Below are 16,341 nucleotides of genomic sequence, written 5' to 3' on the forward strand. Positions count from 1 at the left end.
TTACGACATTTTTCTCTTCTTTTTTACTTTCCTACATAGAACGCTGCACGGTAATCCGAATTGGTTTTAAACCCTACCGCAACAGGCATCGTACCCGGAGCATTGTGATACTTTGCCTGTGTTTCAATGCAGATACGGCTGTTTGCAGCGCGCTCGTTAAGAGGAGCGGTCATTGTCTCCCAGCCATTCACATTCGTTCCCGTATTGTTAAAGTCCATAGATGTTTTATAGGCAATGCGGATAGCATCGTATGAATTGGGACGGGACACATACGAGATATACGGAGTCGCGTCGTTCATTGTCATATCTATAGACATACCGGAATCATCCAATACTTCCGACTTTTCAAACGTATATTTCGTTGAACCGGTATCGGATCTATTCGTAGACTTTACGTACACGAGTTCTCCCTTGGTATTTTGGAACGCGATATGCAAAATCCCATCGCTGCCGATACATGCATTGATGTAGTCACTTGCAAGATTACCGTTCGGATCCGAAGAAGTGAGAACCTTTTGAATCGTCCAATCGGTAGGCAACGTAGGCTGTTTTTTCGTACTTCTTGCAAGGCGTAAACTTCCTGTTGCGGCATCCATATACACTACAACGGGATAGCCTTGTGTAGTCGTCGTAACAGCAATAGATTCCCACACCGCATTTGAAACGGAAAGACTGTCTTCAAAATTGCTCAATACATACGGAGATGCATAAGATGTACCGTTGGGACTCACAAATGTAAATACATTATCCGGCGGATTAGCTCCTGGAGTATTAGTCTGATGATCCGGTACTTTACCTTCTCTATCGGTTACGTCGCTATTACCGTCTATGACGCACCACGGAAGCGCTTGTCCACTTGTATCCGGCTTTTTGCTGTCATCTACCCAGGCGAATTTTACGGCTCCCGTTAATCTGTCATAATAGACAACATAGATGTTATAGCCGGAACGCACTGTCCGTATGTTTTTAAACTGCTGCAGCTCATTATCGTAAGTAAACAGTTCAAAGCGATAGACATTAGCATTCCGATTTTGGGTAGGAGTGGCGGGGAGATTATTAACCAGGGTCGACTTTGCATCTTTATCATAGAGGTATATACCTCCGGCGGTGAAAGGACTAGTATCATTCCAATTAAAGTCGTAGCCATCACCCCAGAATTTATCACTTCCGCCATGATAATTTGCAGCATACAGGACATTTACTTCCGTTCCGTTCACGGTTATATCGGTTTCTTCCGGCGGGTCATATCCCGTAAATAACTTTGTCGTACCATCTCCTCCTGCTACAACAGCATCATTCCCTGTAAATGCATTTGAATAATACACTTCCGACTTTGAATAATTACTGAATGAAGCATACAGTGTGCCGTCAGTTCCTTTACTCATTGCCGGATAAATGGCATTCTTGCTGCCCTTAAACGTATCTTCTTTATTTACACGCCAGATATGCACAAACCTGTCGTCGGAATGTTTTGCGGTTCCGTATGTGTTGGATTTTTCCATATTGCTTTCGGTATACGCATTTGTATTATTCACCGCAGCAACACCGTTTACCACAAGATGCAGATATCCGTCTTTTGCCGTATCGGGCACTGTAAAGGAAAAACTCTTCTTATCACCACTTAAAGTAAGATTCGCCATTACAACTGAAGAACCGGTTCCGTCTTTATTTTCAGTAATCTTTAAAGAGGGAGCGCTTCCTTCAAAGTTAAAGCCTGTAATCGTATTGGCAGCTTCCCCGCGGAGCAAAGGTATAGCACCGCTTCGCGCCCGCTTTGTATTGTATGAACTTTTTCTGCTGACGCCGGTAATATACGGTACACTCTTTACCGATGTCTTTGTTTTATTTGCCGAATAGTCATACACAGCAGCTTTATCCATATCAGTCGGTACGGAATCGGCCAATGTTATTGTATTGCCGTTTTTGTTGCTGATACGGGTAAGATATCGTTTTTGCCCCGTTTCGAATAAAACAAATTGCCCGATATTTGCCGAAGTGAAACTGCTATGTGAAGCGGAATTTTCAGCACCCCGAGTTACAGTATTGAATGTTGTCGGTATTCCCGTTCCTCCGCTTTCTACGGAGTCTCTTCCTCCATCGTTCGCTATTACTTTAATATTTTTATCCGCTCCCATCGGGATTTTTGAACTGTCAAAGCTGAGTTCCCACTTAACATAATAGCCCAAATAATCCGCGTCCAAATGGGTAACTTTTAATTCCACATCATTTGCAGCCATAGTTTTATTGGAAGCCCATGTATTACCGGTTCTTGTCGCAGAAACATTCAGCGGCGCTGCATCCTGGAATGTTGCTTCAATTTTATCCAGTTTAATATTGTCATACGCAAACCCGCGGATTGTAACCTTACCCGAAACGGAAGATGTATCAATTTCCACATGTCCGTTAGCACGGCTGTTCTGATACAGTGAGTTGTCGTCCTCCTTATTCCAGTGGAACGGAAGAATGACCACCGTCGGCGGTTTAGTATCGATAGCTTCAAAGAGCGTTTTAATCGTTATTTTTGCAAAAGCGGTATCTGTGCCCACCGTAAACCCATGAGCCTCGTCCCACAGCTCAAGAATTATCTTGGTAGGCGTACCATTTGAATTACCGATTGCAGTCAAATGATTTTTTAAATCAATTTCACTGCCGCTTGTAATGGGAGTAAGGGGTTGCAGCTCAGTCGTATCGTCGCCTTTTTTAAGCCGATATTTTACGGCACCCTGACCGCCGGTAAAGTCAACCTTAATCTTTGAGTTATCTTTGTTCTTAAAGGCAAATTCCGTACTCGTAACGCTTCCAATAAAATTGCGGTTCGCATTTAAATGACCAGACAAACCTCCGATGAAGGAGCTCGGCGTACCGCCTATATCGGTAGAAAGTGTTACCGCACTTACCATAATAGGATTGTTTTTTACATGCACATCTACACTATGGCTATACGTATTACCACTCTTGTCGGTTATGGTATAATGCAGTGTTCCCTTACCGTCTGGGACGGAACCAAAATCAACTAGTCCCTTCCACGTAACGGTTCCACCAAGTTGCTTAGTTATTCTATTGGCATTATCGGTTTCGTTTATAACTGTTTCAGGTGATTTAATTACCGTATGCAATAAGGGATCAGTTTCAACACTTACCCAAGCCTTCACTTCTGCAACACCTGAACCACTGTCATTCGCCACACCATTGACAATCCATTTTCCACTGTTGTTTTTGTATATCAGCGTTTCCGGTTTATACAGAATATAGCTGTGGCGTCCAGCAGTAAGAGCCGGAGAGGCGGTAAATTCAATCTTATCGCCCGTTACTTTCGTTACCGTGAGTATATGATTGTCCGCCACTATTTTGCATCCGCCGCCGGAAGATGTTGTAGCGCCTAAATCTTTCACCTTTTGTGCAAGCTGTGCATCAGTGATTGAAGAAGACGTAAAATTCCCAAGGCTTACGTATCGCTCAGTACCGAAATCACCAATGGGATCGGTTGTATCGAAACGGAAGGTAAACGTTTGTTGTGTACTCAATGCCGGAGATGTTGTATTTTCTGTAATGGAAACGGTTACACTAAATTCTCCAGCCGCTTTTGCAGCAGAGCTCAGCGCATCTAAGTCGAACGGAATCTTTAGCTCATAATTTCCGTCTGCAGCATCAGCTATCCAACCCACTGCTTTAGCTTGAGCAAGATCATAATTCACACCGCCAGCAAGACCGGTAGATGCAATTTGAACAGCCTTTATACCCGAATCGTCTTTTAATGAGCCGATTAGTTTTTTATTGCGTCCTACCCACATATTAGGCGTATAGTCTTTTGCGTTCGCACTGCCGGCAAGAACGGTACTCGAAGAATCGTCTACTTTAACAGCATTGGGACTTCCAATCGTAGGAGCAGACTTATCGACGATTATTTTTATTTTATCGCTCCAGTCCCCCATCGATGTACCATTTTTATTTTTCGCACGGACTCTAAAATAGACATCTTGGTTTTGATTGGTTGCATGATTAAATGAACCATCGCCGTTTATACTGATTCTCCAGTCTGCGCCTCCGTTAGTATCTGTCCCTGGAATAAGCTGTCCGTTTCCGCCATTGTACCAGTCGATTGTACCAAATGTTCCATCTGCGGCAGAGGTAAAATTACCATCACGAGAAAATTGAATATATACTTCACGCACCGCTGCCGGTCCGCCTTTAGGTACACTTGCAGTTCCGAATATCTGTATAGTACCGCCTAATTTTGTAGTAGGAGTAGTATTCTGCGGTGAAAGTACTTTCACAATCGGCTTTGTTCCCTCAGTATCAAAGAGTATCTGTTTTTCACGTACAGCTTTATTCCCCAGTTCGTCTTCCGTAAAAACATATAACGGTATTTTTCTATATCTACCGACAGCCGCACCGTATTCCGATGAAGGAACGTTATCCAAATTTATGTGAATACTCCACGAACCTTTTGTGGAAGTATCAGGTGCATCCTTCATTATTTTCCAGCCGGTAGCAGTATCTACCGTCGGTGCAGGAGTCTTTTTACCCAATATGTATTTGGTTTTTTCGGGATTTACTCCGGCCCATTCATCGCTGATGCGACCCGAAACGACAATGTCTCCCGCTTGCGGATCGGTTTCTTCAGGATATACTATTTCAATCGTTGGCCCCGTTTTATCGACGGTAAATTCGGTAGTGTCCGTATCGGTTGAACCCGAACTTGTTTTAGCTAAAAAGTGAATTTTATGGATTCCGTCCGAAAGACCGCTTATAGTAACGCCCGCTGCTTTGTATCGCGGATCATTCGGGTCGGAATTGACCTTTATCAGCTTCTTTGCCGGATCTGGGCTCGCGGTATTCACCGGTGCATCTATATTGTAGTACACCTCGCCTGTCGCATCGATACCGGTAACATCCGCTTCTATATCCACAGTTGTATTTTTAAAGCCTTGCGGACGGATCGGCCGTATTCTCGGACCGCTTCCGGTAGCAAGAAAGTTTATGATATAAAGGCTGTTGCTTACCGTATTAGAGGTGTCATAAGCTTCAAATTTATTTGAAGCGGCTCCGGAGGTGTCGGTACCTTTAACCTTTACGGCATAGTATCCTTCACCCCAAGACGGATCAAAGACACATTTTACACGTAACTTTCCATCTACTACCGTAATATTGCTTGTATCCGTCAACTCAGAAAATTTTACCAGTTTCTTCTCTTCATAATTTTCATCATTTTTTAAGCTATCCGCTTCATTCGTACCAGTCGCTTTATTCCATTTACGTAAAACGATCTCAATATTGCTTTCCTTATACCTAGCAAGGTCAAAGCCGGCCGTCAATGGAGTGTTATTTTTATTACGGATAAGCTCTATCGAAAATGCCGTTTCGCCTCCGTTTTTAAAGAGCATCGGCGTAGCGTTTGAAAGAGTTAAAGCAGGATCTACAGGCAAACTTCTTACACCGATAACTGTAAAACCGGGAGATTGACTCGGATCAAGTTTAAAAGTGCTGCGCTTTTCAGTCATTCTAATCATCGTCGTTTTAAGTATATTCAAAGCTGCCGTATCGCCGCGCAAGGCCAGTATCTTTTGGTCGTGTTCGTTTTTATTCGAACCTTTTTTACCGGCAAAATAATCGCTGATTACTTCGGGCGTGTAGCCTTTTGCTATGACATCTGTATAAATACTATCCCACACATAATACCAGTCGGCCTTATTTCCTTCGCCGGAAGCGCTGCCGCCCTTATATTCGCGGGCATTGTCGTATAAATATAATTGACTTCTGATAGGCTTCGTTTTATCCTGCTCTTGCAACTTATATAAGAGATCCGTTTCACTACCTGAAACAACTTTCGATACGGCGACTTGCGCGTTTATATTGTTGCCCACGAACATATTAGTCATATCGATCGGCGACGTTCCCGGAACATGCACATTCAGTTTTTCAACGGTATTTTTTTCGCCCACCTGTCCCACAACAGAAAAAGTCGAGCCATAACCGTCTGCCGGATCCGATGATGAAGGAGAGGTACTTCCATCAACAAACCTCGACGGTCGCTGCACGATAAATACCGGCGGGGTGTTGTCTATTTTGTAGTTCTTAGTAAATGTAGACGGCTTTCCTCCATTGTCGGTAACGGTAACGATCGCCGTGTATTCACCGTCGGGGATGGGATAGATCTTTACGAGTTCGTGAGGCGGCGCTTCCGTCCCCGTAGGTTCGTTATCTATGGATACAGTCCACTCTGTACTATCGGCGCCCGGCTTGGAAAGACTTGCCGGAAAAGAACGCGTGCTGTCTTTCGTTTCTATGTTTTCAAAAACGATTGAAACTGCTCGTACGCCTTCGTCGTCCTTTGCCGTTCCTCTCAAAATAAATGAACCCCGTATCGGCGTCTCACCCGCATCGGGATAGATAATCTCCCCGCTCGGCGGAAGGATGTCGATTTGGCTGCCTAAGCCCGGTTTACAGGTAAAACCTGCAATAGCAGTTAATATAATCAGTACAACAGATATTGCGCGATTCATCTTTTTCATAAGCTTTTTTCTCCGCTCCATTTCGCAAGCGTTCTTACCACGCATACTCCGGTGATAAAAACGCACTATAATAGACCTATTCGATAAATGCGCTTTCGAATAGGTCGACGAGTTCTAAATCGCACAAATAGCACGATTTAGAACATCGCATTTCAAGGTACCCTGTTCAGAAACGGAAGTTTCCGAACAGGTTTAATTTCTTCTGCGCTTCTCTGCGGCAGAACCTTACCGTCTTGCTTTCCCGTCTAATCGGTAACGCATAACCGGCACAACTTTCTGCTATCCCGCCTCTCATATAGACAGCAATAGCTCAGAACTTTAATGTTGTTGTTAATGATAAACTTTTTTGTACGATTACTTTTACAAATAACTTTTAGGGGGGCGGCGGATTACCGCATATATTACTAAATATTGCCTAATATATACTGGTAATTCTGACCTTTGTCAAGCGAAAACTAAATCTTAAATCTTTATCCTGCCTTTAAAGCTGCGCATTAGAGTCAGTTTGTCGGTGTACTCCAAATCGCCGCCAACCGGCAGGCCCGACGCAAGGCGAGTAACCTCGACGGGAAGATCGCGCAATACTTTTTGGATATAGAGGGCGGTGGTATCCCCTTCGATGGTCGGATTGGTTGCGAGGATCACCTCTTTTACCGCCGTACCGTTGCCGATTCGTTTAACGAGACTTGCGATGCGGAGTTGCTCCGGTCCGATGCCTTCAAGCGGCGCGATAACACCGCCGAGCACGTGAAAAAGCCCCCTGTACTCGCCTATGCTCATCAGAGTAGAGACATCCTGCGGCTGCTCCACGACACAGATACAGGAGCCGTCCCGCGTGGGATCGCTGCAAATGTCACATACGTCTTGATCGGTAAAAGCCCCGCACACCGGACAGGGTCTGATGCTGTCGTGAAGCTTGTAGAGGCTATCCGCCAGCCGGTGGGCATAGGGAGGATCCTGCTTGAGAATATGATATGCGAGCCGGGCGGCGCTCTTTTTTCCGATACCCGGCAGGCGGCATAAATTGTCGATAAGGTCTTCAAGCGCGTTCATTATGACGGCATTCCTCCCGCAAGTGCAGCGAGCGGTCCCATCTTTTCTTTCAGCGTTTCCTTAATTTTCTCTATTGCATCGGTATGGGCGGAGCGGATCAGATCCTGCAGCATCGGGATATCGCGATTATCGACGGCGATTGGATCCAGTTCAACTTTTACCATATCGAAGGTACCGCTCAGGGTTACCTTTACCAAGCCGCCGCCCGAAACACCTTGCACGCGGAGCGATGCCAGTTCTTCTTGCATTTTCCCGAAATGAGTCTGCAAATCTTTTGCGTTTTTCATCAATTCAAACGGATTTATGTTCATTCTTCTTCCTCCGGTTCTTCTTCAACCGCTTTTTTTTGTATGTCAACGATGCTGCCTTTTATGTTACGCAGTACCATCTCTACCCGCGCGGGGACGGCTACTTTTTGCGCCGTCTCTGCTTGAGCGAGCGTTATCTGTATTTTCAATTCTTTGCCGTAAAGCTCGGCTGTTTTTCGGGTTAGGATATTCTTTTCTCGCTGCAGCTGCTGCACTTCAAAAGGCGTATGCACGGCCATATACAGCACACCGTCCCGTTCGATCCAGTTGAGCGTTTTAGCGACTGCCGCCGACAACATCGTATGTTCTATGAGTAGATGCTGAACGAGCGCTTCTTTGAGTTCACCGATATTTTGTATATGGGGCTGCGACGGGGCTTCCACTGGAGGCAGCCGTACTGCCGAAGGCTGATTTCCCGTTATCGGATGGCGAATCTGCGGCGTCGGCGGCGACTGACGTCCCGCTGCCGGCGGGTTAATTTGCTGCACCGGCGGCGACTGAATCTGCGAGGTGCCGGCTATCCCGACCGGAGCATTGACCGGTATCCCGGCCGATGCGGTGTTTCCGTAAGTACCGGCAGCTTTCAGCGAAGAGAAGCCGCCGGTCTTAAAAAAGGGGAGGCAGCCCCGCCTTTTTGCGGCGCCCCGCTGCCGGGCAGTGCTCTGGTTGCCGTGTGAGCCGCTGTGGGTACGCCTGCGAGCAGCGCTTGAGCCGCATCAAAGGCTTCTTTCAGTTCCTTTGGAGAAACATAGTCGGAAAGCCATGCAAGGCGGGAAACCGTTAATTCCAGTTCATAACGAGGATTGAGCGAGAACCGGAGATCTCTGAAAAGCTGCAAAAACAGATACAGCGCGCGCTCAAGCTGCTGCGCACCCCAGCCTGTCAGTATTTCCTGCGGAAACCGATCCGCGCGCTGCCCGATCAAAGCTTCTTTTGTAATACCTTGCTGTATCAAGAGGAGACTGCGGAGATAGTTGGTGCAGTCTACCGTAAATTGCTCGGTGGAAACTCCGTTTTGCAGAATAGTATCAAGGGTGAGCAGCGCGGCGGCGGCATCCTTTTGAACGCAAGCAGTCAGCAAGGCACCGATCGAATCGGTACCCGTTAAACCGAGCGTGCTCTGTATTTTTTCAAAGGTGATATGACCGTCCGAAAAGGCAGCCACCTGATCGAACAAAGTGTAACAATCGCGCACGCTTCCGGTAGCCTCACGCGCAATCCAGTACAGCGCCTCGTCGTCAGCCTCGATATGCAGCTCTGCCGCCGCCTCCGCCAATGCCTGTTTAAGCACCTCAACATCGACTAATTTAAAATTGAAGTGTTGACAGCGGCTTTTGATGGTTGCCGGAACCTTGTGCAGTTCGGTTGTTGCAAAAATAAAGATGACATACGGAGGCGGCTCTTCAATCGTTTTCAGCAACGCATTGAAGGCGCTCGTAGAAAGCATGTGAACTTCGTCGATAATGTAGATTTTATACCGGCTGGTATTAGGCGGAAAGAGGATTTCGTCCTTAATTTGACGCACATCGTTGACGCTCGTATTCGATGCGCCGTCTATTTCGATAACATCGATACTTGAACCCGCCGTAATTTCGCGGCACGAGGTACAAACTCCGCAGGGAGTAGCGACCGTTCCCGTTTCACAGTTGAGTGCCTTGGCTAAAATACGCGCCGAACTGGTTTTACCGCATCCGCGCGGCCCCGAAAAAAGATACGCATGGGCTATTTTCCCCGCTTCAATAGATTTTTGCAGCGTCGCCGCAACAAAATCCTGCCCTAATAAATCTTCAAATCGCTGAGGCCTGCGCCGTGTCGCCGTTACTTGGTACTCCATCCGCTCATAGTATCATAAATTGAGCTTTGGATAAAGTATTTACTCACGTAAAAATCTAACGGAAAGCCTTGACATCTAATCGAAAAGCGCCTTGTCTAACAAGTCATACACTGATATAGTACACTATGCACACAGAAAAAATTATTATCCTTGATTTCGGAGGGCAGTATAGCCAGCTCATTGCCCGCCGTGTCCGCGAATGCGGAGTATATTGTGAAGTGCTTCCTTTCGACGCAGAACTTACCCGTATACAAAGTAGTGATTTAAAAGGAATCATCTTAACCGGAGCGCCCGACTCCGTATATGCCGAAGATGCGGCAACCTGCAATCCTGAAATATTCAACTTAGGGGTACCGGTGTTGGGTATCTGTTACGGAATGCAGCTGATGACGTATTTGCTCGGCGGAAAAGTGCAGCCGGCAGAAAAAAGCGAATTCGGTAAGACAGAGCTGTACACCGGCAAAGATGCGGCAGGTGCAGCGCTTTGGAAAGATTGTCCGGCAGACTCCATCGTGTGGATGAGCCATAACGACAGCGTATCCGCCCTTCCCCAAGGCTTTACCGTTATTGCGAAAACGGATAACTGTCCTATCGCCGCCATGGCAAATACCGAGCGCAAATGTTACGGCGTACAATTCCATCCCGAAGTCTTACACTCCGTATACGGCACACAAATGCTCAAAAACTTTGTGCGCGGTATTTGCGGATGTACCGAAGTCTGGAACGCCGCAACCGCCGCCGATTCGGTTATTCAGGAAATAAAACGGAAGGTCGGAAACCAAAAGGTTATTTCGGCTCTGTCCGGCGGAGTTGATTCCTCCGTCGCTTCGGTACTGGTACATAAGGCTGTCGGCGATCAGCTTACCTGTATCTTTGTCGATCACGGTCTTTTACGCAAAGACGAAGCTACGCAGGTATTAAAAACATACCGCGAAACACTCGGTCTTAACATCATCCATGTGGATGCCTCCGAGCGGTTCTTAAAAAAACTTGCCGGAGTAACCGAACCCGAACGCAAGCGGAAGATTATCGGTGAAGAATTTATCCGTGTTTTTGAAGAGGAAGCGAAAAAGATCGGCACCGTTGACTTTTTGGTACAAGGAACCATCTATCCCGATGTTATTGAATCCGGCGGCAGCAAAAAGGCGGCGGTCATAAAATCCCATCACAATGTCGGCGGACTTCCCGAAAATATCGACTTTAAGGAACTGATTGAACCGCTGAGGATGCTATTTAAGGACGAGGTGCGGGCGCTTGGCACGGCGCTTGGTATTCCCGACGAACTGGTCAAGCGGCAGCCATTCCCCGGCCCTGGACTTGCGGTGCGTATCTTAGGAGAGATTACTCCCGAACGGCTGCATTGGGTACGCGAAAGCGATGCCATTCTCCGCGAAGAGATTGCGCAGGCGGGCTTGGCGGATTCTATTTGGCAGTATTTTACCGTATTTCCCAACGTCCGCACGGTCGGCGCGATGGGCGACGGCAGAACCTATGATAACCTCATAGCAATCCGTGCGGTAACCTCGGTCGATGCGATGACGGTCGAAGTCGCGGAAATTCCGTATCCGCTGCTGCAGAAGATTACGCTCCGCATCATCAACGAAGTCAAAGGTATCAACCGCGTGGTGTATGACATTACGCCCAAACCGCCTGCAACCATCGAATGGGAGTAAAAGAAGCGTATGAAAAGACCTTTTAGCTGAGGCAACAGCTCACAGCTAAAAGGTCTTATAGTCTCCTATGTTAAATCCATTCACAAGAAGAAGCCGACCATTGCTTAGTGTACTCCGTACTCTCGATAGCTGACAGGAACGGAGCTGCCAAGAAAACTTTTATTGTATTAAGCACTGCACTATAATCATCCGTTTTAACGTTAATCTTACGCGTAAAAGCCTTCCACTTCTTCTGCATTGTTGCATCACTATCAAAATTCATTACCTGTTTAAACTGTTCAACAGTAAAGAGGTGGTTACGATTTGCAAAGGTTTCCCTTAAAGCTTCTGACAATACCTGACCGTCAAAATCAAACTTGTTGGCGATATAATAAATATCATAATAGTCCTTCATCCGGCTAGAAAACTCCATCAGACTCAGAACGGCATCGATTTTTTCAGCCACTACGGTTTCAATGGAGTAGGTATTTACTATCGGCGATACAAAATCAGGAAGTTGGGTCGGAATTCTGCGCTTTTCCTGTTTTGGAACAATAACATCCCCCACACCGAAATCAACACTGAATCTTATTTTAATATTTCTAATGCGAGCAAGAATTGAGGCTCCAATACCTGAGTATTTTTTGGTAACGGCAATCGGTTCAACATCTTTTATCTCAAAACTTATAAAATCATTATCCGTAGAAACAGCGATAATTTCCTCTAAAATAAATTTCAACTATTCCGGCGTATTAGGTATTTTTCGAAGCAAAAAGTCTACGTCCATCGTAACTCTGCTGTCAAACTCTGTAAGAGAATAGAGAAACAAACCGCCTTTTAGTACGAGATTCTCGGCATATTTTGATTTTTCCAAACGGCGCAGAAATTCCTCTTGGCAAAAAAGCTGGAGACACAGCTGATAGCTTCTTCCGCTTTCGAGAGCCTTGTTTTTGAGCCGTGCAAGAACGGAAGCTGCAATATCAGCCATTAAGCAGCACCTCCATTACATCCATCAGTTTTTTGTAGACATGCATTTCCTTTGCATATCTTGAAAGATTAGTCAAATTTTTCTTTTCATCGGAAGCGTATGCATTGAGGGCATTGTTAAACATTTCGTTATCCAATTTTGTTCGATATTTAAAACAGTCACAAATAGTGCGTTCACGGTCATAAACAGCAAGTTGTATACCGCCAAAATCTCCACTTGTTTTTCCGATTTCAAAATGAGCAAGCTGTACAAAATAGGTTTTTATAGCAAGAGAATCAATCTTTAACTTTGTACGTGAAAATGTTCGCGGAACGGCAATCGACCATTGCCTCGGTGTAAAGTCGCTATAGTTGTAGTAAAACAACGCTGACTCCACACAGACAATACTTTCAGGTAGAAGTGCCGCAAGCACTCGTTCTTCTTTTATATCTTTTTGTTCCGAAAGCTGATAATAGCCATGTCTGACGCGTTCAATATAGCCTTTCTTGCATAAATATGCGACATCGTAATGGGAAAGGCTCTCAGAAACAAAATCAGAAGCCTTAGCAATACCGTCGGACTTCTCTATGATTCTTTTTATGACTTCTTTTTTATCCACTTGTTTACCAATCTCTGCATCACAAGGAAACTTCTAAAAAACTGATTCATAGTCCGCAAAAGGATTATACTATGCAAAAACTCAAATATCAACAATTTTTAGTACACAAATTAATACTACTGTGTAATATAAATTGGCAACTAATTGCAAAACCGCGTGAAATTTGCTATGCTAGGATAGTTGGACATTAATTGATCATATTAGCATGGATTAATACTATCAATGTCAAAAAACGGCAGAGAATATCCCCTAAACAAAATATGTTAGAGGCTGTCGAATGGGAGTAAAGCCATCCGTATGAATATCAAAACCCTTCACATAAAACGTTTTTTAAACCATCCTTTTGCGCTTATTACCCTGCTTGCAGTATTTCTGTGCTTTTCGTGCCGGTCGGTTCCGCCGTCCATTCCTAAAGCGATTATGGGTACCGGACGCATGACGCAGGAACAGCTCGTTTCGTTCTTTTTAACGCAAACCGTATTAGCGCAAACGGGAGAAGTCGATCAGGAAAAAGTAGAACGTTTGGCAGCGTATTATGTAAAAGAATCCGCAGTTGAAGGGATAAATGCCGATATCGCTTTTGTGCAGATGTGTTTGGAAACCGGCTTTTTACAGTTCGGCGGATTGGTAACCGCAGATATGAACAATTTTTGCGGACTCGGCGCCATCAATGCCGAAAATCCGGGTTTAGCGTTTCCCGACGAGCAAACGGGAGTCAGAGCGCATATTCAGCATCTAAAAGCATACGCCAGCGCCGAACCGCTCAACCTTCCTGCCGTAGATCCGCGTTATCGCTATGTAAATCCGAAAGGCAAGGCGCCGCATATTTATAACCTTGCCGGAACGTGGGCATCGGACACTGCTTACGGGCATAAAATAGACCAGCTCCTGCGCCGCATGTACGCAGGATTGTAAAGAAAATATAACCGGTAACCTCTAAAAAACTCAATTTTCGAGGTTACTTTAAATTGATTTACGAAGGAGATCACTATGACAATAACTGAACGTATTAACGTATTACGCAATAAAATGGCGGAATGCGGCTTCGACGCGTATTATATTCCAACCGCCGACCCGCATCAGTGCGAATATCTTGCCGAACACGATAAGACCCGCGTCTTTATTTCCGGCTTTACCGGCTCGGCAGGCGCCGTATTGGTTTCAAAAGACAAGGCCTTTTTATGGACTGACGGTCGGTATTTTTTACAGGCTGAAAAAGAATTGAAGGGAAGCGGTATCCTTTTGCAAAAGAGCGGAGAGCCAAACGTACCGACCGTATTTGAATATCTTGCACAAACGCTTCCAGCGGGAAGTACGATCGGTATGGACGGGAAAGTGATGGCGCTTAATTCGTTTGCACAGTTTAACTCGTCGCTTCCCGATATGAAGTTTGTTATCGACCGCGATCTTATCGGGGAGATGTGGACGGATCGTCCTGCACCCGTATTAAGCGCCGCCTTTTTACTCGATGTCCGCTACACGGGAAAATCCGCATCGGAAAAAATCAAAGAAGTCCGCGCGGCACTTCGGGAAAAGAAAGCGGAGGCAACGGTTATCGGGGCTTTGGAGGATGTTTGTTACCTTTTTAATATCCGCGGCAACGATATTGCATGTACGCCGGTTGTTACCGCCTATGCCTTGGTTGATATGCAAAGCGCACGGCTTTACATCGACGCGCGGCAAATGACGGATGAGGTGAAGGCGGCGCTGGAAAAAGAAGGCGTCTCCGTTGCGCCTTACGAAGCGGTTTTTACCGATGCCGAAAAGCTGCAGGGTACGGTCTACCTTGATCCCGCACGGACAAATATCTTCTTACGCAACAAGATTAAAGCGGATATCATAGAAGGCCTTAATATCACCTCTTCGATGAAAGCGGTGAAGAACGAAACCGAAATTAAAAATTACCGGAATGCATTCCTCAAAGACGGCATCGCGATGGTTAAAATCCTCAAATGGGTGGAAGATCATGCCGATAGCGGCGTTACCGAATGGGACATTTCCGAACAGCTGCTGCGCTTCCGTGGCGAACAGCCCGACTTCATAGAGGCGAGCTTTACCACGATTGCAGGCTACGGAGCAAATGCGGCGATTATCCACTACGGGCCTAAAAAAAATACTGCTGCTACCTTGCAGCCCAAAGGCTTTTTACTGCTCGACTCGGGCGGACAATACAAAGACGGAACAACGGATATCACCCGAACCATCCCGCTCGGACCGCTCACCGCGGAAGAAAAAGAGGATTATACGCTAGTACTCAAAGGGCATATCCAGCTCGCCTTAGCAAAGTTCCCCGAAAACACGACCGGCTATAAGCTTGATATTCTTGCCCGCAATCCGCTCCGGAAATACGGGAAGGACTATAAGCACGGCACCGGACACGGCGTCGGGTATGTGCTGTCCGTTCACGAAGGGCCGCAGAATATCGGACTCCGCTATACGGACGCTCCGATGAAGGCGGGCATGATTACCTCCAATGAGCCCGGCTTTTACTGCGCCGGAAGTCACGGTATCCGCATCGAAAACCTTACGCTGACAAAGGAATGGAAAACAACGGAGTATGGGACATTCTTGGAGTTTGAAACGCTGACACTCTGCCCGATCGACACACGGCCGGTAGTGAAGGAGCTGCTACTCCCCGAAGAGCTCAAGTGGCTGAACGATTATAATCAAGCGGTTCGCACGGCGCTGGAACCTCATTTGGATGAGGCACATCGTGCATTCTTAAAAGTGCGGACACAGGCGCTGTAATACGCAAATGCGTGCTTTAACCGGCGTTAATATGGTAGGAAAATAAGGAGAATGGCGGAACAGCGGACAGCCACAGGACGGATTATAATGGGGATCGACCCCGGACTTGCCCATACCGGCTACGGCATTATTACTGTGTCCGGCAGCAGGATGCGCTGTATTGATTACGGTGTTATTCAAACGGAGGCGGGACAGGTACAGGGGAACCGGCTGCTCATTGTCTTTGACCGGCTCACGGAGCTTATCCGCACATACCAACCTGCCGCCGCCGGTATCGAAACGCTCTATTTCGCAAAAAACGTAACGAGCGCTTTGAGCGTTTCGGAAGCACGCGGCGTGACGCTGCTTGCCTTAGCGCAGGCAGGTGTTCCCGTCTTTCAATACGCGCCGAACGCTATTAAAAAAGCGGTTACCGGCATCGCACAGGCGGAAAAGCAGCAGGTACAGCTCACGGTACAGTTGCTGCTCGGCCTTAAAACGATACCGAAACCCGACCATGCCGCCGATGCGCTGGCGGCGGCGGTTACATACGTAAATACTGTACCTACCTTTTGAAATATACGGCGCATCTACTGCGTCGTACGGCAAAAAAGTGTCCTCAACGTATCAAAGATACGCCTGCGGTACTTTTTTGCCTAACTCCTTGTA

The 16,341-nt window shown here is 46.5% G+C and carries 10 protein-coding genes and 1 pseudogene; 4 read left to right on the forward strand and 7 right to left on the reverse strand.

The genetic code is table 11. The annotated features are described in order from the left end of the window. Positions 1 to 23 precede the first annotated feature (23 nt). The 5 genes from E4N69_RS07555 to dnaX all read right to left on the reverse strand — a co-directional run bounded on the left by E4N69_RS07555 (position 24) and on the right by dnaX (position 9,707). A complete protein-coding gene (locus E4N69_RS07555; RefSeq protein WP_253823445.1) occupies positions 24 to 6,512 on the reverse strand; it encodes a hypothetical protein in 6,489 nt (2,162 codons plus the stop codon). Between the two features lie 462 nt (positions 6,513 to 6,974). Beyond that, a complete protein-coding gene (gene recR / locus E4N69_RS07560; RefSeq protein ID WP_253823446.1) occupies positions 6,975 to 7,565 on the reverse strand; it encodes a recombination mediator RecR in 591 nt (196 codons plus the stop codon). Continuing rightward, the gene (locus E4N69_RS07565) at positions 7,565 to 7,876 is read right to left on the reverse strand and encodes a YbaB/EbfC family nucleoid-associated protein (RefSeq protein WP_253713951.1); all 312 of its coding nucleotides are present in this window, start codon (positions 7,874 to 7,876) and stop codon (positions 7,565 to 7,567) included. Before E4N69_RS07565 ends, recR begins: the two co-directional genes overlap by 1 nt. Next, complete coding sequence (locus E4N69_RS07570) at positions 7,873 to 8,361, reverse strand: DNA polymerase III subunit gamma/tau (RefSeq protein WP_253823447.1); 489 nt, start codon at positions 8,359 to 8,361, stop codon at positions 7,873 to 7,875. Before E4N69_RS07570 ends, E4N69_RS07565 begins: the two co-directional genes overlap by 4 nt. A gap of 95 nt (positions 8,362 to 8,456) precedes the next feature. Next, positions 8,457 to 9,707: a DNA polymerase III subunit gamma/tau gene (gene dnaX, locus E4N69_RS07575; protein ID WP_253713953.1), complete on the reverse strand. Its 1,251-nt coding sequence runs from the start codon at positions 9,705 to 9,707 to the stop codon at positions 8,457 to 8,459. Positions 9,708 to 9,832: 125 nt separating this feature from the next. Between dnaX and guaA the strand changes: the two genes are divergently transcribed. Next, on the forward strand, positions 9,833 to 11,380 hold the full coding sequence (gene guaA / locus E4N69_RS07580; RefSeq protein ID WP_253823448.1) for a glutamine-hydrolyzing GMP synthase: 1,548 nt from the start codon (positions 9,833 to 9,835) through the stop codon (positions 11,378 to 11,380). 70 nt (positions 11,381 to 11,450) lie between these two features. Here the strand turns inward: guaA and E4N69_RS07585 are convergent. Together E4N69_RS07585 and E4N69_RS07590 are read right to left on the reverse strand one after the other, a co-directional pair. Beyond that, positions 11,451 to 12,347 (reverse strand): annotated as a pseudogene (locus tag E4N69_RS07585) (nucleotidyl transferase AbiEii/AbiGii toxin family protein). Next, the gene (locus E4N69_RS07590) at positions 12,340 to 12,945 is read right to left on the reverse strand and encodes a type IV toxin-antitoxin system AbiEi family antitoxin domain-containing protein (protein ID WP_253823449.1); all 606 of its coding nucleotides are present in this window, start codon (positions 12,943 to 12,945) and stop codon (positions 12,340 to 12,342) included. Before E4N69_RS07590 ends, E4N69_RS07585 begins: the two are co-directional and overlap by 8 nt. A gap of 297 nt (positions 12,946 to 13,242) precedes the next feature. On the opposite strand from E4N69_RS07590, the gene E4N69_RS07595 reads away from it, so the two are divergent. From E4N69_RS07595 to ruvC, 3 genes are all read left to right on the forward strand, one after another. Then, positions 13,243 to 13,860: a glucosaminidase domain-containing protein gene (locus tag E4N69_RS07595; RefSeq protein ID WP_253823450.1), complete on the forward strand. Its 618-nt coding sequence runs from the start codon at positions 13,243 to 13,245 to the stop codon at positions 13,858 to 13,860. Between the two features lie 75 nt (positions 13,861 to 13,935). After that, entirely contained in the window at positions 13,936 to 15,693 is a 1,758-nt protein-coding gene (locus E4N69_RS07600; protein ID WP_253823451.1) for an aminopeptidase P family protein, read from the forward strand. Positions 15,694 to 15,744: 51 nt separating this feature from the next. Beyond that, a complete protein-coding gene (ruvC, locus tag E4N69_RS07605; RefSeq protein ID WP_253823452.1) occupies positions 15,745 to 16,248 on the forward strand; it encodes a crossover junction endodeoxyribonuclease RuvC in 504 nt (167 codons plus the stop codon). Positions 16,249 to 16,341 lie beyond the last annotated feature (93 nt).

Origin of the sequence: Treponema sp. OMZ 906 (assembly GCF_024181185.1) — a bacterium.
Classification (GTDB): domain Bacteria; phylum Spirochaetota; class Spirochaetia; order Treponematales; family Treponemataceae; genus Treponema.